At 38.0% G+C, this 21,319-nt stretch carries 23 protein-coding genes; 11 read left to right on the forward strand and 12 right to left on the reverse strand.

What is annotated here, in order from left to right; all coding sequences use genetic code 11:
• Window positions 1–328: 328 nt before the first annotated feature.
• Together G6Q48_RS04865 and G6Q48_RS04870 are read left to right on the forward strand one after the other, a co-directional pair.
• Window positions 329–667, forward strand: coding sequence for a GlpM family protein (locus G6Q48_RS04865; protein ID WP_102139791.1), 339 nt, complete (start codon window positions 329–331; stop codon window positions 665–667).
• A gap of 212 nt (window positions 668–879) precedes the next feature.
• The gene (locus tag G6Q48_RS04870) at window positions 880–1,218 is read left to right on the forward strand and encodes a hypothetical protein (RefSeq protein ID WP_229597449.1); all 339 of its coding nucleotides are present in this window, start codon (window positions 880–882) and stop codon (window positions 1,216–1,218) included.
• Between the two features lie 45 nt (window positions 1,219–1,263).
• Here the strand turns inward: G6Q48_RS04870 and G6Q48_RS04875 are convergent, their stop codons facing one another.
• The gene (locus tag G6Q48_RS04875; RefSeq protein WP_102139793.1) at window positions 1,264–2,046 is read right to left on the reverse strand and encodes a class I SAM-dependent methyltransferase; all 783 of its coding nucleotides are present in this window, start codon (window positions 2,044–2,046) and stop codon (window positions 1,264–1,266) included.
• A gap of 85 nt (window positions 2,047–2,131) precedes the next feature.
• Window positions 2,132–2,623 (reverse strand): N-acetyltransferase, encoded by a 492-nt coding sequence (locus G6Q48_RS04880; RefSeq protein ID WP_102139794.1) that lies wholly within the window; start codon window positions 2,621–2,623, stop codon window positions 2,132–2,134.
• A 134-nt stretch (window positions 2,624–2,757) separates the two neighbouring features.
• Between G6Q48_RS04880 and G6Q48_RS04885 the strand changes: the two genes are divergently transcribed.
• Window positions 2,758–3,102, forward strand: a complete 345-nt coding sequence (locus tag G6Q48_RS04885; RefSeq protein WP_102139795.1) for a DMT family protein — start codon at window positions 2,758–2,760, stop codon at window positions 3,100–3,102.
• Between the two features lie 43 nt (window positions 3,103–3,145).
• Here G6Q48_RS04885 and G6Q48_RS04890 read toward each other — a convergent pair whose 3' ends face one another.
• The 3 genes from G6Q48_RS04890 to G6Q48_RS04900 all read right to left on the reverse strand — a co-directional run bounded on the left by G6Q48_RS04890 (window position 3,146) and on the right by G6Q48_RS04900 (window position 5,296).
• Window positions 3,146–4,297, reverse strand: a complete 1,152-nt coding sequence (locus G6Q48_RS04890) for a pyridoxal phosphate-dependent aminotransferase (RefSeq protein WP_166264756.1) — start codon at window positions 4,295–4,297, stop codon at window positions 3,146–3,148.
• A 247-nt stretch (window positions 4,298–4,544) separates the two neighbouring features.
• On the reverse strand, window positions 4,545–4,883 hold the full coding sequence (locus G6Q48_RS04895) for a hypothetical protein (protein WP_166264758.1): 339 nt from the start codon (window positions 4,881–4,883) through the stop codon (window positions 4,545–4,547).
• A gap of 188 nt (window positions 4,884–5,071) precedes the next feature.
• Window positions 5,072–5,296: a hypothetical protein gene (locus G6Q48_RS04900; protein WP_102139798.1), complete on the reverse strand. Its 225-nt coding sequence runs from the start codon at window positions 5,294–5,296 to the stop codon at window positions 5,072–5,074.
• 285 nt (window positions 5,297–5,581) lie between these two features.
• Here G6Q48_RS04900 and G6Q48_RS04905 point away from each other — a divergent pair, with 285 nt between their 5' ends.
• Window positions 5,582–5,959, forward strand: coding sequence for a hypothetical protein (locus G6Q48_RS04905; protein WP_102139799.1), 378 nt, complete (start codon window positions 5,582–5,584; stop codon window positions 5,957–5,959).
• 55 nt (window positions 5,960–6,014) lie between these two features.
• Here the strand turns inward: G6Q48_RS04905 and G6Q48_RS04910 are convergent, their stop codons facing one another.
• Window positions 6,015–6,386, reverse strand: coding sequence for a hypothetical protein (locus tag G6Q48_RS04910; RefSeq protein ID WP_102139800.1), 372 nt, complete (start codon window positions 6,384–6,386; stop codon window positions 6,015–6,017).
• 381 nt (window positions 6,387–6,767) lie between these two features.
• On the reverse strand, window positions 6,768–7,016 hold the full coding sequence (locus tag G6Q48_RS04915) for a DinI-like family protein (RefSeq protein WP_102139801.1): 249 nt from the start codon (window positions 7,014–7,016) through the stop codon (window positions 6,768–6,770).
• Between the two features lie 574 nt (window positions 7,017–7,590).
• Here G6Q48_RS04915 and G6Q48_RS04920 point away from each other — a divergent pair.
• Together G6Q48_RS04920 and yddG are read left to right on the forward strand one after the other, a co-directional pair.
• Window positions 7,591–9,051: an alanine/glycine:cation symporter family protein gene (locus G6Q48_RS04920; protein ID WP_102139802.1), complete on the forward strand. Its 1,461-nt coding sequence runs from the start codon at window positions 7,591–7,593 to the stop codon at window positions 9,049–9,051.
• A 187-nt stretch (window positions 9,052–9,238) separates the two neighbouring features.
• Window positions 9,239–10,138 carry an aromatic amino acid DMT transporter YddG gene (yddG, locus tag G6Q48_RS04925; protein ID WP_102139803.1) on the forward strand — a complete coding sequence of 300 codons (900 nt, stop codon included), beginning with the start codon at window positions 9,239–9,241 and terminating at the stop codon, window positions 10,136–10,138.
• Between the two features lie 66 nt (window positions 10,139–10,204).
• Here the strand turns inward: yddG and yidA are convergent, their stop codons facing one another.
• Window positions 10,205–11,017, reverse strand: coding sequence for a sugar-phosphatase (yidA, locus tag G6Q48_RS04930; protein WP_102139804.1), 813 nt, complete (start codon window positions 11,015–11,017; stop codon window positions 10,205–10,207).
• Between the two features lie 225 nt (window positions 11,018–11,242).
• Window positions 11,243–11,626: a helix-turn-helix domain-containing protein gene (locus G6Q48_RS04935; RefSeq protein ID WP_004253477.1), complete on the reverse strand. Its 384-nt coding sequence runs from the start codon at window positions 11,624–11,626 to the stop codon at window positions 11,243–11,245.
• Between the two features lie 332 nt (window positions 11,627–11,958).
• On the opposite strand from G6Q48_RS04935, the gene mgrB reads away from it, so the two are divergent.
• Both mgrB and G6Q48_RS04945 read left to right on the forward strand, forming a co-directional pair.
• On the forward strand, window positions 11,959–12,105 hold the full coding sequence (mgrB, locus tag G6Q48_RS22765) for a PhoP/PhoQ regulator MgrB (protein WP_229597447.1): 147 nt from the start codon (window positions 11,959–11,961) through the stop codon (window positions 12,103–12,105).
• A gap of 229 nt (window positions 12,106–12,334) precedes the next feature.
• The gene (locus G6Q48_RS04945; RefSeq protein ID WP_102139806.1) at window positions 12,335–13,711 is read left to right on the forward strand and encodes an amino acid permease; all 1,377 of its coding nucleotides are present in this window, start codon (window positions 12,335–12,337) and stop codon (window positions 13,709–13,711) included.
• A 94-nt stretch (window positions 13,712–13,805) separates the two neighbouring features.
• Here G6Q48_RS04945 and pagP read toward each other — a convergent pair whose 3' ends face one another.
• On the reverse strand, window positions 13,806–14,381 hold the full coding sequence (pagP, locus tag G6Q48_RS04950; RefSeq protein ID WP_102139807.1) for a lipid IV(A) palmitoyltransferase PagP: 576 nt from the start codon (window positions 14,379–14,381) through the stop codon (window positions 13,806–13,808).
• 663 nt (window positions 14,382–15,044) lie between these two features.
• Here pagP and G6Q48_RS04955 point away from each other — a divergent pair.
• The 3 genes from G6Q48_RS04955 (at window position 15,045) to thiD (ending at window position 18,428) form a co-directional block, all read left to right on the forward strand.
• Window positions 15,045–16,601, forward strand: coding sequence for a YjjI family glycine radical enzyme (locus G6Q48_RS04955; RefSeq protein WP_166264760.1), 1,557 nt, complete (start codon window positions 15,045–15,047; stop codon window positions 16,599–16,601).
• Window positions 16,573–17,439 (forward strand): YjjW family glycine radical enzyme activase, encoded by an 867-nt coding sequence (locus G6Q48_RS04960; RefSeq protein ID WP_166264762.1) that lies wholly within the window; start codon window positions 16,573–16,575, stop codon window positions 17,437–17,439. The genes G6Q48_RS04955 and G6Q48_RS04960 overlap by 29 nt, the downstream gene beginning before the upstream one ends.
• 191 nt (window positions 17,440–17,630) lie before the next feature.
• Window positions 17,631–18,428 carry a bifunctional hydroxymethylpyrimidine kinase/phosphomethylpyrimidine kinase gene (gene thiD, locus G6Q48_RS04965; protein WP_102139810.1) on the forward strand — a complete coding sequence of 266 codons (798 nt, stop codon included), beginning with the start codon at window positions 17,631–17,633 and terminating at the stop codon, window positions 18,426–18,428.
• Between the two features lie 46 nt (window positions 18,429–18,474).
• Here thiD and yegS read toward each other — a convergent pair whose 3' ends face one another.
• Window positions 18,475–19,374 (reverse strand): lipid kinase YegS, encoded by a 900-nt coding sequence (gene yegS / locus G6Q48_RS04970; RefSeq protein WP_166264764.1) that lies wholly within the window; start codon window positions 19,372–19,374, stop codon window positions 18,475–18,477.
• Between the two features lie 461 nt (window positions 19,375–19,835).
• Window positions 19,836–21,221 carry a prephenate-dependent tRNA uridine(34) hydroxylase TrhP gene (trhP, locus tag G6Q48_RS04975; RefSeq protein WP_166264767.1) on the reverse strand — a complete coding sequence of 462 codons (1,386 nt, stop codon included), beginning with the start codon at window positions 21,219–21,221 and terminating at the stop codon, window positions 19,836–19,838.
• Window positions 21,222–21,319 lie beyond the last annotated feature (98 nt).

Raw genomic sequence — 21,319 nt, forward strand, 5'->3', positions numbered from 1 at the left:
AGTATGTTTCACACATACTAAATACGACTTCTAAACATAACGTGATTAACCATGAGCAAATCGAAGCTGTCCGATAGCTAAAAAGTTATATGTAGTCACGCGAAAGCATCAGGCGTAGGGACTGAATAAATGTATCGGCACTATTTCTGGATACTTTATATCCAACAATTTGACTTAGCTCATAAAATTGAAGTTAATTAGGTGTTTTTACTGATTCAAGGTGGGAAAAGGACACTGTAGTTGAACATTGACAGCGACAATACAGTTAACTTACGGATTATTTGTGATAATAATAGTCCATGTTTAAAATTTAATTATTGAGTGCGGTATGTTTTCTTTACTCTTTAAATGCCTTTTAGGTGCTTTAGCTGTGTTGGTTATTGCACTATTTTCGCGTAGTAAAATTTACTACATTGCAGGATTAGTTCCTCTTTTTCCTACATTCGCATTAATTGCACATGTTATTGTTGTACAAGAGCAAGGAGCGGAAGCTCTAAGAAAAACTGCACTGTTTGGGTTGTGGTCTCTCATTCCTTATGCAATGTATTTATTAACAGTATATTTATTAGCAACAAAAATCACAGTTTGGGGAAGTTTAAGTGTTGCAACTGTTATTTGGATAATAACAGCGGCAATATTAGTTTATATATGGCAACTCACTCAATAGATAACATTGGGAGACATAATTAACTGCAAACTATAATGAAAACTAAAGAAGTGCGATAAGCTGACGACTTAAGTACACTTGGGTAGAGTCGCAAAAAATTAATTATTAACTATAATGATAACCAGTGTTTTCTATTGAGCTGTATCATTAAAATGTTATTAAGAGCCTTGGTGTTACTGTTAGTAGCTGGGTGCGCATATATTGCAGGAATTATGACTGAAGTTTCACTTGATCCTGAATTAGATACAGAGAGTCGGGTTAAAAGCTCTGTTGAAGATTTTCTTGCTTACCCATCAGCAGCTAATTATAAAAATGTTCAATATTATGTATTGACGAAAAGTGAAGAAGGGGATGAAACGGGCTATTATTGCGGTGAAGTCTTTGGCTTTGAAAATGAATTACCTCATGGCTATAAAAGATTTATCATTAGGCTTCACAAAAATAGAGCTGGTAAGGTAATGATATCCATTCCTTTTGTGGAAAAAACTGATGATATTATCCCCGCAGAACAATTTGAAGCTGTATGGGATAGGTACTGTAAAAGAAGCTAAGTTAATGATCGCTCGTTGAGTGGTTAACACAACGAGCGTTAATAATTAATTGGTTTTAATTGCCATTGTCGTTAGGAATGTTGGTAGATAATTATCAATAACGAACCGTGGATTAGGTTGCCAATCTTCTTTAAAACCTGTGATAGAAAAGCCTGCTTTTATTTGCCCACCTATTAAGTCTGTCAGTGAGTGACCAAATACAAAAGCTTCTTGTCTTTCCTGTTTCTGTGCTATTTGCTCTGCTGATAAAGTGGATAGCTCGGAGTATGGCATAGTATAACTTGGTTTTATTATGCCTTGCTCGTCATAGTGTTTATCTCGTTTGCCAATAAAAAGAATTGGGTTATAAAAGCTGGATAATAGGCGCCCATTGGTTTTTAACACACGGTGGCATTCTTGCCAGACAGGGTTAACATCTGGAATATATAAATTAGAAATAGGGTGGAATATAATGTCAAAGGTTGCATCTGCAAACATGTGTAATGAGCGCATGTCACCTTGAACAATCTCTAATGTTAAATCATCCCTTTCTGCTACCATTTTGTCTTGCTCAAGTTGTTTCTGAGAAAAATCAAACACAGTCACATTTGCGCCCGCAGCTGCGAGTACCGGGGCTTGTTGCCCACCCGCTGACGCTAAGCAGAGAATTTTTTTATCTTTTATATCGCCTAGCCAAGCTGCGTCAACAGGTGTTGGCGTTAAATGAACCTGCCATTTACCTTGCTTGGCATCATGGATAGTTTTGGAATCAACAGGTTTTGACCAAGCAAGTTGGGATTCTGCTTGTTTATCCCATGCCTTTTGATTTGCACTCGTGTAATCGGTCATAAATGTACCTCTGTATACAATAATTTGTCACAGTGTAGCAAAAAATAAGCAAGTTGAAACTAAAAGTGTACTTATTGGTACACTTTTAATTTCCGACCATTAGATGATATGTTGTGCCATCAAATTCAAAATCAGTGACATTACTCATGCCTATTTTTTTATGTGCGAAAAGAGACCTAAGATTATCTGCATTGATAAAAGCAACGGGCTTTCCTTGATTGTAAGAACAAATTTCATCAAAAAGAGTCTTGAGAATATTTTTTCCCCTATGAGCATTATCAATACAAACAGGGCCATAAAGCCAGTTACCTTGTATAATGTTTGTATGTTGTTTAATAATAAAATGAGCTATAGGTGGTAAAGATAAAGAGTGAGAGTCAAAGCTAAATACGACCGCGACAATTTTATTTCCATCCCGACCAATAATGGTGGTTAGGCTTCCTGCAAACATTGCGTTAACTTTGGCTTGAGGATATTCACCGAGTAACCCACCTTGCTGGGATTCAGAATTAGATTGCAATAATTGAGCTACAGCATGACAATCTGATTGTGTCATTAATTCATATTTAATATTCATTATTACCTCGTAATGATTGCTAAATACGTTTAAATTTATGATATGAAAAGTGACGGGATTTGCCGGAGCACATTGGAATGTGTTACCTTTAATTCCATAATATCGATTACTTATTATTTATCTATTAAATCAGTATGTTAACTAAATTCTACCCAGTATTATTACTTGTTGTTTCAAATGTATTTATGATGTTTGCTTGGTATGGGCATTTAAAATTCACAACAAAGCCACTGTATATTGTTATTTTCTTTAGCTGGTTAATTGCATTGGTTGAATACTGTTTTGCAGTGCCAGCTAACCGGTTAGGGCATCAGTACTACAGTGCAGCTGAATTGAAAACAATGCAAGAGGTGATAACACTCTGTGTTTTTGTTCTTTTCTCCGTATTGTATTTAGGTGAAAGTTTTACAATTAACCATTTGATAGGTTTTATTCTTATTTTTGCGGGGGCCTTTTTTATATTTAAGGGGCCATTTTAACAAAAAGAGCGGCTTGAGCTGCTCTTTTTGGATTGAACTTAATTTATACCCATCCTTTTTCATGGAATTGTTTTAGTATCACAACAAATTGCTGCATTTCCTCGGGGGTTCCTAGCGTTAATCTATTCCAGCCAACCGCGGGTGGAAATTCACGACCTACCATGACATGCGCATCAGCCATACGTTGTTGATAGGTTTTTACGTCCCCTTTAACCTTATGGAAAATAAAGTTAGCTTGTGATGGAGCATATTCTAGCCCGATTTCGTTTAATGCTTTTTCTACGATTTTTCTCGATATATTGTTGGATTTTAGGCTGTATTGAATAAATGATTTATCCTTCAGTGATGCAATCGCAGCAACCGCACCTGCTGTATTAGTATTATCAATAGATAAAAACGTATCTACAGCAGCAATAACTTCGGGAGTTGCGACCCCATAGCCGACTCTTAAGCCTGCTAAGGCGAAAATTTTTGAGAAGGTGCGTGTGACAATCAAGTTATTTTGGCCTTTTTTGACTAACTCAATAGCACTTGTAAAGTCCGAGTCTTCAACAAATTCAGCATAAGCCTCATCAACGATAAAAAATGTGTTGTCAGACTCTTTACTCATCCACTTATCAAGCTGGCTATAAGGTGTGATCATTGCCGTCGGATTATTCGGATTACAAATATAGACCATGGATAAACCGTCAAAATTATCAGCGGCTTGTTTCATTTTTTCTAAATCAAATGATAAATCGGTTTTTAAAGGAACTTTCGTTATCGCTATATTCAATGGAAGAGAATAGAGTTCTGTATAATTGAATGTTGGATCTGGGGTGACTAATTGAATTTTTTTACCGAGTTTATTTGCTTTAGCAGCCAACATGGCAACAGCGGCTTGAATGGTTTCAGATGAACCATTGCCTATAGTAATGTGCTTATCAGATAAACTGTAGAGCTCGCCAATATTCTGCTGTAATTCAGCACGAGCATCATCAGGGTAGCGGAATGCATTAGGTAATGCCTTGATGATAGCTTCTTTAGCATTTTCGGACATCCCTAATGAATTTTCATTGAAATTCAATAGTAATGGGTGCTTTTCACTCGGCAGTACAATATTACTATTTTGTGCAACCGCATGATTAAACAATGAATTAAGCGCAAGCCCGCCAGCCACTAATGAGCTGGATTTAAGAAATGAACGACGATCCATAGCTATTCCCTGAAGTTATTATTTTTTGAGTACATTAGATTACTTAAAATTGACTCAAAGTAAATAATTATTTACTTTTTATGACTAATTATTCGTATCAGTGGTGTAGGGGATTTATCTGTTGAAAATTTATTGGAAGTATAAAGGGAAGGCTTGTCATACTACGGTGGTGAAGGGCAACCAATCGGGTTATAGCATTATTGAGGATATATAAAAAAGGGTAGTATTTTTCTACCCTTGGTAAAGATTATTGGCCTTGCACAGGGGCATTAGGTGTAATTTCTACAACTGCAACTTTAACCATATACTGTTTACCATTTTCTCCTTTAGGTGCATCTGCAGCGATTTTTTTCAGTGTTTCATCTGGTTGAGCAGTTTGAATAGATGTTGAATACTGCATCATTCCACGGTGACGATTTGCATAATTAGAGTGACGATAATTATCGCAAGGCCTATCATTATATTGGTGTTGGTTTTGGTATCCGCCACGGTGCCATGAACCATTACCATCCCCTGGGTAAGCGAATGTCGAAAAGCTAATAGCGATTAAACTCGCACTAAGAATTAATGGCTTTAATATATTCATATGATATCTCCTTTAGATATTTATTAATTATCATTTTGCCATTGTAATTAATTAATTCAATTGCATTTACTTATCTAAATGAATAAACCATAATTCAGCCACTTTTATTTCATTATTTCCTCACAATGAAAATAGTTTGTTAATAAAATAAACTTAACGTTAACTCATGGTTTTTTATTGATTTTATTTTATTGTTTTTCATTGAAGAACTTAGCAAGTTTACTGATTGATATAATTGATGCAACGGCAATGTCTTTATTATAATCATCACATAAAACAAGTAGCCTATCGATAGCGGCTTCTTGTTCAATTGAACAAATATAATCGCCTAATGCATTTATCGCCGCTATTTTAACATCATTATTGTTTCCATGAGTTAAGCTAACAAGATTTTTAACGATTTTTTCTTTCATAAAAATATATTAAATCAGTCTAATAGTATGGAGACTAGTATAAAACTAGCTAAGAAAATAAAAAATGTTTTTTTTATTAATGCTAAGTTAATAAATATAAATTGAATCAATGTTGATAGATATTTTCTAGCCAATTGTCAGGGTTGGAAAGTATTTTTTATATCTTGTTATCAATTGGTTAGGGTAAACATTAAACAATGGAGTTAAAAGCTCAAATTGTTTACTCAAATGGGTATAATACATTTATACTAAGCTAATTAATCATAAAGTAGGAAGGGTGATGCGTTGAAGCGTATAAAAACAAAATTATTGATAGTATTGCTATTGGCTTTAGGAGTATTTGCATACCATTCTTATACGAGTATTGGTGATTCAGATGTCAAAAATGAAGCCCAAAGCATGGTGGAAAAAAAACTCGGCAACTCATCAGTGGTTGAGTTTAGTGATGTGGAAATAGCACAAAAAAGTGAGTTCAAGGAAGGCGAAAGTTATCGAGTTTGTGGTTTATACCGTTTACCTTCTCAAGAAAACTCTCTGCCATTTGTTGCGAATGTAAGTATTAAAGATGGGCGTTTCTCTGAACACGGGCAACTGATTATAAGTGAGACACCGGAATTACAATTCTCGATTGAACAGTTGTGTGTTAAAAAACAAACTAATTGATAAAAAAAACGCTCAAATTTTAGTTTGAGCGCTTTTTTACTAGAAAATTAAATGATTAAGATTTATTCAAAAGAAGTTCAGTTTGAATTTTACAAGCTGAAACAGAATCATTTAATGATTTATTGAAATCAGCTTCATTAGCAAACTTAGATTTATTGCTGCGTATGGCATCAATCGCTGAAGTTAGATTTTCGCGTAGGTCTGACTCAACAGTGGCTAATTGCTTGAGGTCGACATTTTCACTTTTCAGTTTAGCAATGGTTGCTTGAGTTAACTCACTGCTAGTTTTGTCAGTGCTGTACGCTTCACTTAGTGCTTGACCTGTGATTTCGCAATAATCGTTGGCTATTTCACTAATATTTAATGGGGCATTATCAGCCATAACAAGGACTGGGGTCAGGCAAAAAGCCAGTAATAAACGCTTCATAGTCATACCTCTATTTTGCACTCAATGAATAATAACTCTATCTAGTATTAGAGAAATACTATAGCAGATTAGACCTAAAACGGGGACGTCGAATGGATTTTTAGCATGATTTCATAAAAAAGAGCCAGTATAAATACTGGCCGCTATAATTAGCAAAAGCAATGTAAATGAAAATTACGTTATATACATTAACATATAACGGTTAAAGGTAAAGCAAATTTAACTTGTTTTGATAATAGATAAGACTAAGTATGATCTTGATCAGACTTTGAATAAATATTGAGGGGAAACGTTATCGAAATACGAGAGGATATTAAAAATAACCAGCTAGAGCCCATGTAGGCTCACAGCTGGTTTTATTGGTGTAATCTGGCAAGGAAATTACTGTTTTAACCAATGGCCATGCTTTAAGACATCTTCGACAAGTTCATGTAAAACAATATGTGCTTCGTTATCATCATGAAAGCCTTTAGTTTGAAAAGTCGTTGGGCCGTTATCATGAGTGATCAATAGATAGCTGCCAGGATAGACTTCTAAAACACGAGCTTTCAGCTCAGCAATGAAGGCGTCATATGATTTTTCAGAGAGCTGAGAAAGTGGGTCATCAGATAACTTGATATTAATTTCCATGTGTTAACCTCTTGTCTATAAATTTATTAGGCTCAGTTTATTGTTAAGTGAAAACATAAGCAATCATCTAATTAAGATGATTGCAATTGGATTTGCTTTTTTATTGTACATTAGTGTTACACATCAATGATACATTCCAAATAATGAATTAAATAAAAGAAGTATTATAAAGTTTTTCGTTAAGGAATAAGCTGATTAAAAGTGGATATATGAAATGAATGATGAGTTTTTATTTATTCAATTAACTTGTTGGTTAAAATAAGCACGATGAATCAATCATTTGATTTACTTTCGGTGAAATGATAAGGGGATTTTTCATGACTAGTTTTTTCAAAGGGTTATAGGTTCTTTTTTATGGACGTGTAACGTGTTTCTATTAAAATTGAATGTAGTTAATGATTAATGAATCGAAAATTAATTTACATTAAAGATAAAAAATATAATTTCTGCTAATCATATTAAGATGAGTCGGCTCTTGCTAGCTAAACTCCTTTTCTGGAGTTGTGATTTAAATGTGAGGATTTAATTTTCGATTAGTTTTTTATTAATCGTTTTAATAAAAAAGGAGTGTAATTTGATAGAATTTATAAACTCAATAACTAATTTCATTTGGGGTTCTTTACTTATTTATTTATTACTGGGAGCTGGTCTATATTTTACCCTTCGATCTGGTTTTATTCAAATTAGGCATTTTGGCCATATGTTTAGTGTCTTAAAAAACAGTAAACAGTCTGATAGCGCAGGTATTTCATCTTTTCAGGCATTATGTACAAGTTTAGCCGCTAGGGTCGGTACAGGAAATTTAACTGGGGTAGCTATTGCCCTAACAGCAGGCGGGCCTGGGGCTATTTTTTGGATGTGGGTTGTTGCTTTATTGGGAATGGCAACCTCTTTTATTGAATGTACTTTAGCACAGTTATACAAAACCAAAGATGATAAAGGAAATTATCGAGGTGGGCCGTCATATTATATGCAAAAAGGCTTAAACCAACGCTGGATGGGCGTGTTATTTTCAATTTTTCTGATTATTGCTTTTGGTTTAGTATTTAATGCAGTACAAGCTAACTCTATTGCTCAAGCAACCGCAGTCGCCTTTGATTTCAATCCAATTTATGTTGGCATTGGCTTAGTTTTATTAAGCGGAGTCATTATTTTTGGTGGATTGAAATCCATTGCGAAGGTTGCTGAATTAGTTGTTCCTGTTATGGCGTTAGCCTATTTACTATTGGCGTTTTGGGTTGTTGGGCACCATATCGAACGATTACCTGAAGTTTTTATGCTGATAATCCGAAATGCATTTGGTTTGCAAGAGGCGGCTGGCGGGGCTGTTGGTTATGGTGTTGCTCAGGCGATGACACAAGGAATTCAGCGGGGATTGTTCTCTAATGAGGCTGGAATGGGGTCTGCACCAAATGCAGCGGCATCGGCAGCACCTTATCCTCCACATCCTGCATCACAAGGGTATGTACAGATGCTTGGTGTTTTTATGGACACCATCGTTATTTGCAGTGCGACAGCAATTATTATTTTATCATCTGGTGTATTAGAAAGTGGAATGGACAACATCAATGGTATTGAATTGACACAACTTGCTCTTTCTTCTGCCGTCGGTAGTTGGGGAAGTACATTTATTGCGATAGCTATCTTCTTTTTTGCATTTACGTCAATTATTGCTAATTATGCTTATGCCGAAAGCAATATGATTTTTTTAGAGAATAATCATACGGCGGGTTTATTTATTTTCCGTTTAGCTGCATTAGGTATGGTGATGTTTGGTGCGCTTGCAGAAATGCCATTTATTTGGAAACTTGCAGACTTATCGATGGGTCTAATGGCGATAACTAATTTAATCGCGATCCTTCTATTATCAGGTATCGCTTTTAAACTTGCTAAAGATTATAACCAGCAGTTAGTCGCAGGTAAAATACCAACTTTTGATATCAATCAGCATCCTGAATTAAAGAAACAATTTGAAGAAGGGATATGGGAAAAAGAAGAAGTTGATAAGTGGGTTGAGAAAGAAACATCTCGCTAATACAAAAGTTTTAAATCATAAAATTCTTAGGTGATAGCCTGAGAATTTTTTTATGACATATTATCAATATTTACTAAAAATAAACGCTTGCATTATAATTGTTTGAGCTATAAGGTTTTTTTAGATGGTAAAATGAATGTATTATTACAATGAATATCATTTTCGAAACTAAATAGCTGAGAGAGTTATGAAATTGAATCAGTATGCCGCAACGCTGTATGGGGTTATTTCGATCTTGTTGTGGAGCACAATGGTAGGGCTGATCCGCAGTGTAAGTGAAAACTTTGGACCAGTAGGTGGCGCCGCATTAGTCTATACGGTTGGTTCACTGGTATTAGTACTTGCCATGGGAGTACCAAAAATAACGAAATATCCTAAACGCTATTTACTTTGGGGAACAATACTGTTTGTTAGCTATGAAATTTGTTTTGTACTAGCGTTAGGTTTAGCTAATAGTCGGCAACAAGCGATTGAACTGGGTATGGTGAATTATTTGTGGCCAAGTTTTACTATCGCACTTGCTGTGTTTTTTAACCGTCAGCGTTTCACTTTATTATTGGGGGCAGGGTTAGTTTTAGCTTTTATGGGACTGATTTGGGTAATTTCAGGAAATCAGCCATTATCGGTACAAACTATTTTGGCAAATATTCAAAGTAATCCACTGTGTTATTTTTTAGCTTTTATCGGGGCTATTGTTTGGTCATTCTACAGCAATGTGACTAAGCGTATTTCTGGTGGCCATAATGGGATGGTATTATTCTTTATCATGACCTCTATTGGGTTATGGATACTGTATTTTTTCAGTACACCGACACCGTTTATTATCAATAGCCAAAGCCTGTTATTATTACTCATTGCCTCAATAGCGACTGGTGGAGCGAATGCATTGTGGACATTTGCGGTTATCAAGGGAAATGTGGCTTTTTTAGGAACGCTTTCTTATTTTACCCCCGTTATTTCGACAGCATTCGCATCAATATTGTTAAGCACTACATTAACGTTAAGTTTTTGGCAAGGTGTATTAATGGTGACCATGGGGTCGGTCATTTGCTTTTTAGCGACTAGGCAAAAAACAGTAAGCGGCTAAAAGTGGCAGCGTGAACGAGTGTAGGCGCTGCCATGGACATCATGTTGATAGCAAATTTTTCTGTGGCTACACATTAATAAATTTATTGATGGCGACGGCTACGCCATCTTCATCATTAGTCGTAGTGACAAATTTCACCATTTGGCGAATGGGTTCTAACGCATTGCCCATTGCGACAGAAACACTGGCGTATTGCAGCATTTGGATATCATTATTTTGGTCACCAATACTCATGACTTTGTCAGGTGTAATACCCAACTTTTCACAAATACATTGTAACGCAGTCCCTTTATTCGCCGTTTTATTTGAGACCTCAAGGAAATACGGACTTGTTCGGGTTAAAGCGTAATTATCGAAGACATTCTCTGGAATATAGCTGATACCAATATCTAATTTTTCTGGGTGGTCAATTATCATAAACTTAGTAAATTCTAGAGAAGAGTCCATCTCATTAACAGGGCAATAGATGAGTGGTGTGTGAGTTAAATAGGCGTCTGCGACCGTATAGTGACTAATATGGCGGTTAGCCGTGAACATGCAATTATCTGCGAGAGCATGCATGTGAACCCCGACATTTCTTGCGAGTTCCTCAAAATATTGGAAGTCAGCGAAATCTAACAAATTCTCTGCGAGATGGCTGCCATCATTGGCTTGGTGAATGACGCTACCATTATTACTAATACAATAGTTATCCGTTGTATTTAAATCTAATTCTCGTAGGTAAGGAGATATACCAGAAAATGGTCGGCCCGAGGCTAAAATAATATGGACACCTTTTTGCTTAGCCTGCGTGATAGTCTCTTTTACTACGGGAGATATTTGGTGTTGGGAGTTAAGTAATGTGCCATCTAAATCAATGGCGACCAGTTTGATTGACATCCAATGCCTCCTAAAGTTCGTGCTTTCTGCCAATACCTTACTCTAATTATTCAGAATGTAAATTATACAAATAGTTATAACTTTAGTTGCATTAGAATAATGCGTGTTTGATGTGAAATTGAACAGAATGTAAAGCAGGAACTCTGTTCAATAGTCAAAAGTTGAAATGACAATGTTTTATAGCATTATTATGTTAATCAATAGGTTAATGCGGCTAAAATATTCTCACTCATAATTATGAATTAGATGGAGCGGTTGCTTAACATCTAATTGGATTTGGTCATTCTGTCTAAAATCAAATGGCGTGATACCATATTCTTTGCGGAACATATAGGTAAAGTGGGACTGAGACCCAAAACCAAAATCCAGTGCAATATCGAAAATGGACTGGTTACTATTACGGAGTAAGTTGACCGCACCTGCAAGGCGGCGTTGACGGATGTATTTACCCAGTGAAATCCCTGTGACTTCTTTAAAGATTTTTTGCATATGCCAAAGTGAATAGCCTGAATAAGCCGCGAGCTCTTCTAAGTGGATCACGCGCCCTAAGTGTTCTTCTATCCATTTACTCAAAGCATAAACAAGTGCTAAGTGGTTATCTTGTGGCATCTCAAATGTTTTCTAGTTTTACGGTAGCAGAAGTATACACAACTTCATTTCATCATGACAAAGGCTGCTTGTGCGGTATTTCCCATTTTTAGGGTAAAAAAAGCACAATCAGAATAAGTTAGTAACCAATAGCACCTAAAATGAGCAGATTTTTGTAAAAAGAGGTCAATTGCATATTTTCCTCAAATTTGATGCTCTAAATTAGAGTACCATTTCTTTTATAAACGCATTATATGCAATGCCATAAGTGATACCAATCATAAAATGGCAGTATCTTAATATTGTAATCATTTGAAAAATAAAATCATCATAGAAATATGAAGGAATTGTCTGTGTTTGGTCGTAAATTAATTATTGCTGTAAGTGCAGTTTTGGCTTGTATTTTTTTCTATCTTTTAGCGATGGATAACCTGTGTGATCAGGGTGGTGAAAACTTTATTTTTGGTATTTGTCGTGTGACTGACTTGTTACCATTTTGAATTTGCTTTTTAATGCTCAATCCATGATATTGAATCGGGGTAACCATCCTGCGGTATCATTTTGCTATGTGATGAAAAAAATAATTAATAGCATCTGTTTTGGGGTCGTACAAAATGCTGAAAACGGCACCAGAAGAATGTAGTGTTAATAAGAAAATTCAAATAAACTTGTGTCATTATCATTATTTTGGAAGATAAAAAACAAGTAAGGGGACAAAAGGGTAAAGTTATGGCGCAACAGCAACAGACGCTAAAGCGGGGATTAAAAAACAGGCATATCCAATTGATTGCATTGGGAGGTGCTGTTGGTACAGGGTTATTCCTCGGAATAGCAACAACCATACAAATGGCAGGGCCGTCAGTTTTACTGGGTTATGCGCTGTGTGGGTTTATTGCTTTCCTGATTATGCGTCAGTTGGGCGAAATGATTGTTCAGGAACCTGTGGCGGGTTCGTTTAGCCATTTTGCATTTAAGTATTGGGGTGGTTTTGCAGGGTTCCTTTCGGGGTGGAACTATTGGTTCATGTTTATTCTCGTTGGGATGACCGAACTGACCGCTGCAGGCAAATATATGCAACATTGGTGGCCTGAGCTCCCTATATGGGTTTCTGCCGCGGTGTTTTTTATTGCGGTAAATGCAGTTAATTTGATTAATGTACGCTCTTATGGTGAGACTGAGTTCTGGTTTGCATTAATTAAAGTTATTGCAGTCGTTGCGATGATTATTTTTGGTTGCTACTTATTACTCAGCGGCCATGGTGGCCCACAAGCGAAAGTGAGTAACTTATGGGAGCACGGCGGTTTCTTTGCTAATGGCTTTAATGGGCTAATAATGGCGTTAGCAATTATTATGTTTTCATTTGGGGGGTTAGAGCTGGTCGGTATTACAGCTGCAGAGGCAGAAGACCCAGATAAAAGCATTCCAAAAGCGATTAACCAAGTTGTATACCGTATCTTAATTTTTTATATTGGCTCGTTAGCGGTACTGTTAGCTTTGTATCCATGGGTTGATCTTGACGGCGAAACAAGCCCATTTGTCTTAATTTTCCATGAATTAGGGGACTTATTGGTTGCTAATTCGTTGAACGTTGTCATTTTAATCGCTGCATTGTCTGTGTATAACAGCGGAGCTTATGCGACAAGTCGCATGCTGTATGGCTTGGCACAACAAAGTAATGCACCTAAATTTCTTGCAAAAGTGAATAAAGGTGGCGTACCAGTCATGGCATTATTTGTTTCAGGTGTTGCGACGTCTGGTGGTATTTTAATTAACTTTTTGATGGAAGGTAAAGCTTTCGAATTGTTAATGTCATTAGTTGTGACGACGTTAGTTTTAAACTGGATTATGATTTGTGTTTCAAATTTGAAGTTCAGAGCGGCAATGAACAAACAAGGTGTCGAAACGAAATTTAAGAGCATTTGGTATCCATTTGGAAACTATTTGTGTTTAGCGTTCTTACTGTTGATTTTAGGGATTATCCTGACAATGGACGGTTTGCGTATCTCGGTATTAATTATGCCATTGTGGGTAGCTGTTCTGTGGGTTGGGTATCAATTCTCAGGGGCTAAAAAGCAAGATTTAGCTAAAAGCCAACAACTAAGTTAAATTTGTTCTTTCTTATAATAAAAAGGCCGGTAGGGTATTCCCACCGGCCTTTTTATACAGCCATGAAATTTTATATAGCCATGAGATGGCTAGGTCACCATTGCCAACGTAACCAAGCGAATAATACGTTGCCGTTATTATAAGTCCCCGGAATGTAGGTGGCTTGCAGTGAAAGTCTATCATATTCCACTGATACCAGAGGGAGTGGTGCAGGGATCGGAATATAATACATATCCTTACGGGCAGTGACGCTCAGAGTGAAGCCTGCTCCCATACGGAAACCATCAATATCTCCCGGGATCCACATTTTTTGGAATGCATAACCAGCAATTGGCTCCCAATCATTATGTGAATCTTTGAATGCCATTGCATAGATAGCATGCCAGTCATTATCTTCATCATAACGATATTTACCAAAGCCCAGACCCCAAGGGCGCTCATTATATTCATCCGTTTTTTTCTTGTCGTACATTGCACGGTTGTGCCAAGTCACCGCGGGAATGTATAGCTCATATTTGTCTGAGTCCCACGTGGTACTGACATTGCCTTTAAATTTATCCCATAAATTTTCCGATTGCTCTTGAGCAATGGCGGGCGATGATATGCAGATTGAGGTGCTCATGAGTAACGATGCACCTACGGCCAACTGTATGTTTTTATAAACTCTCATTGTAAATCCAGTTCTGTATCGCAGATATAAAAATGATGATTAGCTCGCTAATGATTATCAGATTAGCATTATTATTATAATTTTGAGCGGAATTATTTTAATTAAGATACATATAATATAACAGTATTTATTACATAATTGAGGATAATAACTGGCTGGTCATATTAGAACCGTTTAATTTTGCCTGTTTTTATGTGGGATAACCGATTATCTGATTAAATAATAACGTATCAAATTAGTTGTTGAATAGGCTAATACTCCTAAAGTAGCTGATAACAGACGAGGTGCTTCATTTTCAGGTTGGATAAGACGATTTTTCGATGAGAGAAGACGAGAGGGATTTTTAAAAGAATAAGAAAAATAAAGTGCCATTCATTATTTTTGTAGTTAACGTTATGTAATAGAAAGATATTTTTTATTATCTAGGTGATTGCGACTAGTCATGTTGATAGAGCAGACATTTATGAAAAATAGCGTGCAAACAAATCCAAAAAGTATGACGCACATCAAATAATGACTTGTCTCAATGAGATGAAATGGATCACATAGGCGGCAGGTATAAGCTGCGGTATGTCAACACGGCTAGGAGCTAGTCTTTAAAGGTTTATGGCATATATATTGCTGTGAATTACCTTGGCTTCTAACTAAAAAAGGAACGTCACCATGATGAAACGCCAAGAACCACTGACTGAGTACCAAGCTAAATGCTTGGCTATCGCCACAGACAAAATATTATCACCAAAACAAAAAGCCAATTTTTTAGCGGCAGAGGCAGATAGCCATATTCCATATCTTGCAATGAGCCAGCCCCTTGCTGATGCGTTAGATGAACGTGTTATTTGTGATATGTATGAAGGAAATGCTCCGTATAAGCCACGTTATGTATTGCCTGACTACGTAAAATACCTCAAACAAGGTTCGGCATACTTAGAATTAGCCCCCGCAGAGGATTTTGATGACGCACTTAATCATCTGATGATTTTGTATCATCATGTGCCGTCGGTAACCAATTTCCCAGTATTTTTAGGGTATTTAGATAAACTTCTCATGCCATATGTGGGGGAGTTGACAGAAGAACAGCTGTATCCAAAGTTAAAAAGGTTTTGGATACAGTTAGACCGAACACTGCCCGATGCCTTTATGCATGCCAATATTGGCCCGGATGACAACGTTATTTGCCGCTTGATTTTATGCATTGATGCAGAACTGAAACAAGTCGCACCTAATCTGACATTTGTTTATCATCCACAGCGCACACCGGAGTCACTTTTCTTACAAGCGATTGAAAGCATTTGTGAATGCAGTAAACCGCATATTGCAAATGATATCATTCATAGTGCGGCATTTGATGAACAAGGTTACGGTATTGTCAGTTGTTATAATGCGTTGCCCGTTGCGGGTGGGGGAAGTACTTTAGTTCGTATTAATTTACGTGAAGTTGCATTACGTAGTCAAAATTCAGCTGATTTTTTAAATGTGCAATTGAAAAAATATTGTGAGTTACAAATGGAACTCATTGAAACACGTAGCGCATTTTTATTTGAGGAGTCTAATTTCTTCCAAACCAGCTTTCTTGTGCAAGAAGGGTTAATTGAGCCTGAACGTTTTGCCCCTATGTTTGGTATTTACGGTTTAGCAGAAGCTGTGAACATCCTGATGGAAAAAGACGGAATGAAAGGCCAGTATCAGGCAAATTCACCGGCCTTGCCATTGTCTTATCAAATCAGCGAGCAGCTAGCTGACTTTGTTGAAACGACCCCCGTTAAGTATGGCTATAAAGGCAGAGCGATGCTCCATGCTCAATCAGGGATCAGCTCGGATATCGGGACAACACCGGGGGCTCGTATTCCATACGGTGAAGAGCCAGACCCGGTGTCACACATTCAAGCGGTAGCTCCCCATCACAAACACTATTTGTCTGGGATCAGTGACATTTTAACCATCGACGAGACGATTAAGCAGAATCCGCAAGCCTTAATGCAATTATGTAAAGGGGCGTTTAGTTGTGGAATGCGTGAGTTTACTGCAAATGTGGCAAGTAATGATTTAGTTCGCGTTACGGGCTATATGGTGCGTTTATCAGATATAGAGAAATATAAAGAGCAAGGTTCTAGAAGCAATACTACCTGGTTAGGTGAAGAGGCGACTAAGAACTGTAAAATTACAGCCCGTCAGCAGCGAGTCATCAGCAATGAGCAATCGATGCGCTACGCTGAATAAGGTTATTCCTTTTTCCTGCGTAGATGGGCCGGGTAATCGACATGTTATTTTTTTGCAAGGTTGCAACTTACGTTGTCTGAATTGCCATAATCCATATACCATGTCGCTCTGCGACCATTGTGGGGACTGTGTTTTAACCTGTCCTCACAATGGGTTATCGTTTGTTGACGGCAAGGTGGTATGGGATAGCGATGCTTGCCAGCTCTGTGATACTTGTTTGCAGACGTGCACTAAGAATTCAAGCCCGATGACCGTATCATTAAGTGTTAATGATGCCCTCAATGACTTAAAGAAAAATGTTGCTTTCCTGAATGGTGTAACCGTCAGTGGCGGAGAGGCAACAACACAATTACCCTTTATTATTGAATTGTTTAAAGCGATTAAAGCGGCACCGGAACTCAAGCATTTAACCTGCTTTATTGACAGTAATGGACACCTTGCTTCTGCAGGGTGGAATAAAGTGATTGAGTATACGGATGGCGTGATGATTGACTTAAAATCATGGGGTGATGAGTGCGCATTAAGATTAACAGGAAAAGATAACCAACGTGTTTTTCAATCGGTTCAATTTCTGGCCCAAGCGGGGAAATTATATGAATTGCGTTTATTGTATATTCCTCAGCAAACAGATTACCAAGAACATATTGATAAACTTGCTGATTTTTTAAATAAACTCCCTGAAAACACACGGATAAAAATTAACGCCTTCCAGCAACATGGGGTTAAAAATGAAGCCGCTAACTGGCCTGCGGCAACCCAAACGGAAGTGGAGGCATTTGCTCAACAGTTACAATCGCGAGGTGTGGGTAACATTCATTTGCCTAATGTGTACTTATAAGCCATGCTAATTTTTCCTATGTGAGATATTCCCTCTTTTTATCTAAGTCATTAAAATTCATTCACTAACCTCTGGTATTTGTTAAATGTTATGAGACAATCAATACGGTTTTATTGTTTGATTTAAAATGATTTCAGTAAACCTCGCTTATCAATCTATTCAATTGCTTTAGCTGAAAAGGGGAGTCACTCATGAGGATCAATGCGTTAACTATCGCCGGAACAGACCCATCGGGTGGGGCGGGTATTCAGGCGGATTTAAAAACTTTCTCTGCATTAGAGGCTTATGGTACGAGTGTGATGACGGCATTGGTGGCTCAAAATACCCAAGGCGTGCAATCTGTCCAAGACTTACCTCCTGAATTTGTGGCGGCACAATTAGACTCAGTCCTCAGTGATGTGCGAATTGATAGCGCAAAAATCGGCATGTTATTTAACCAAAGTAATATCGCGGTAGTGGCGAATGCGTTGAAACAGTATCCAATTCCGTATGTAGTATTGGATACGGTAATGGTGGCTAAAAGTGGTGACCCGTTATTATTACCGGATGCAGTTGATGCGCTACGCCAACAACTATTACCCCTTGTTTCGATTATTACACCGAACCTACCTGAGGCAGCGGTATTGTTAGATGAAAAAGTCGCACAAACGGAAAGCCAAATGTTGAGCCAGGGGTATAAATTACTTGAAAAAGGTTGCCAAGCAGTATTGATGAAAGGCGGGCACCTAAGTGATGCTGAAAGCCCCGATTGGCTAATCACGCCAGAGGGTGAATGGCGCTTTACCTCTATTCGCATAAAGACTAAAAACACTCATGGGACAGGGTGTACTTTGTCAGCGGCTTTGGCTGCATTGCGCCCTCGTTGTGCAGATTGGCAAGACGCTGTAACACAGGCGAAAGCTTATTTACAAGCTGCTTTGGAACAAGCGGATAGCTTAGAAGTCGGGAAGGGGATTGGCCCGGTTCATCACTTCCACGCATGGTGGTAGCCTTTAAAGACTGAAAGCCCTGATACAAGGGCTTTCACGACGTGTTTTAAGCCAATAAGTTACATTGGGGAGGTAACCGACACTGAATGGCATTTGGCTGCACAGTGAAGGTAAAGGTGTCTCCCGATAATGGCTCGCCATCTAGGTTTAAGATCATATCGTGAGGTGATGAAATTTTTATCCATGATAATGGCTTTTCGACCAAGTGCTCGTTTTTATCGGTTGAAAATAAATTCGATAAAAATGCCGGTATGACATCCCTTGCAGGAATAATCAGTAAGTTTAGTGTGCCATCATTAATGAGTGCTTGCGGTGTCAGTTGTTGCCCTCCGCCCGCTTGGCGGCCATTTCCAACCGCGATGACTAACGTTTCACCCTCCCAACTAAAGTTTTCCCCCTCAATATGGCAAATATCTGTTTTCAGCGTGTCAGGGCGCAGTAAGCCGTTTATCACATAAGCTGCACCGCCTAATGCCGATTTTAGTGCTTCAGGTGTTTCAGTGGTAATACGCGTCCCAAAGCCGCCAGTGGCCATATTGAGGAAGTAATACTGTTCATTGACTTGCGCAATATCAATGGGGACAGATTTCCCTTTTAATGAGAGTGCTAAGGCGGCTTCAATATCTATTGGAATATTTGCGCTGGTGGCGAAGTCATTTGCCGTGCCCATCGGAAGAATACCTAAAACAGGGCGAGACTCGCTAGGGAACTTCATTAAAGTACTGGCAACGGCATTTACAGTACCGTCACCTCCAGCCGCAATGATGGTATCAATACCGTGTTTTATCGCCTGAGAAATAAAATAATACGTATCATCCATCTCCCAAGGAATACGGACTTGAATTTGATGGCCTTCTTTACGCAAGTGAGTAATGGCTTTTCGCAGCTCAACGTGATTTGCTTGCTTACCATTAAGGATAATCATAGCTGACTTATATTGATTCATAAATACCCATCCATTCGGCTTAACGCACGTCAATATTCGTTAAAATGAGTATAAATGGATTAACAAAATAGGGATGCGCTTTTTTTGTTTTTTTGCAGAAAAAGCGTTGGTAAGAGAAATGAAATGCAAATCGCAGATAAAAGAAATGGCTAGCTCAAGGGAGATTGAGCCAGCCAAGGAGGTGGTTCCTAGTCTTATTTTATGACTTTCTAGTTCTTCATTTTCGAGAGTGACTATACGATATTGAATAACCAATTGATGTGATCTGTTGCATAAAATTGGATATTCGGTGCATTTTTTAATGAAAATGTCAATAACGCGAATAATTCTCATATAAGAAAAAGCATATAAAGTAAAAATAATATCATTTTATAGGTAAAAAAAAGCCAAAATATCAAAGTATTAAACGATGAAGTTTTGGCTTTTAGTTAGCAGATTATTTAACAATAAAGGCGTGGTGATCAGCCAGCAATTTGTTTTTCTGCCTGAGTTTGATGAGGAGCTCGGGTCGTTGTGCCTGCTAGGTTACGGATCAACAAACCAAAGTTAACATCGACATCTTCAGGGATAGGGAGATAAACCACATGGCCGTTACCAGGTGCAACATCAATTGCTTCGCCTTTGCGGTTTGTTAAGGCGTCTAAGGTAAAGACAATATTCCCTGCAGGGGTCATCATTTCTAGGCTGTCACCAACGCTAAATTTGTTTTTTACATCAACTTCAGCCATACCATTAACACGTTTCCCTGTAAATTCACCCACAAATTGTTGAGTCTCAGAAACCGAATAGCCATATTCATAAGTTTGGTAGGCATCATGGGTGTGGCGACGTAAGAAACCTTCAGTGTAACCACGGTGTGCTAAACCTTCTAAGGTGGATAGCAACGTTGGGTCAAAGGGTTTTCCTGCAACAGCATCGTCAATTGCACGTCTATAGACTTGTGCAGTACGAGCACAGTAATAAAACGATTTTGTACGGCCTTCAATTTTTAATGAGTGAACGCCCATTTTTGTTAGGTTTTCAACGTGCTCAATTGCGCGTAAATCCTTCGAATTCATGATATACGTGCCGTGTTCATCTTCAAAGGCAGTCATATATTCACCTGGACGTTTGGCTTCTTCTATCATAAAGACTTTATCTGTTGGCGCACCCGCACCTAGGGTTGGCGCCACATTTTGTACAGGGATAGGTTCATGCACATGGACAATGTTACCCACATCGTCTTCTTTACCTTCTTGTACGTTGTATTCCCAGCGGCAAGCATTGGTGCAAGTCCCTTGATTTGGGTCGCGTTTATTAATGTAACCAGAAAGTAAACAACGGCCTGAATAGGCCATACAAAGGGCGCCATGGACAAAAACTTCAAGTTCAATTTCAGGAACTTGTTGGCGAATTTCAGCAATTTCTTCGAGGGATAATTCGCGGGATAAAATCACTCGTGTTAAGCCCATTTGTTTCCAGAACTTCACGGATGCCCAGTTAACGGCATTCGCCTGTACAGATAAATGAATATCCATCTCAGGAAACGCTTCACGAACCATCATAATAAGGCCAGGATCAGACATAATCAGTGCATCTGGGCCCATTTCAATGACGGGGGTTAAATCACGAATGAAGGTTTTTAATTTCGCATTATGGGGAGCAATGTTCACGACCACATAAAACTTTTTACCCAGCTCATGGGCTTCTTGAATGCCTTTAGCTAAGTTTTCGTGATTAAATTCGTTATTGCGTACGCGTAAGCTGTAACGGGGTTGGCCTGCATAAACGGCATCTGCGCCATACGCAAAAGCGTAGCGCATGTTTTTTAAAGAACCGGCAGGGGACAAAAGCTCTGGTGTAAACATGGTTATTCTCTATCTGATATCAAGTCAGCACTCACTCTTATGAGAGAGTGTTTTTAAGGGATGTGGATTTTACGCCTATTTGATAAAAAAACCAAATA

Source organism: Providencia sp. M-27 (genome assembly GCF_011077905.1).
GTDB lineage: Bacteria > Pseudomonadota > Gammaproteobacteria > Enterobacterales > Enterobacteriaceae > Providencia > Providencia huaxiensis.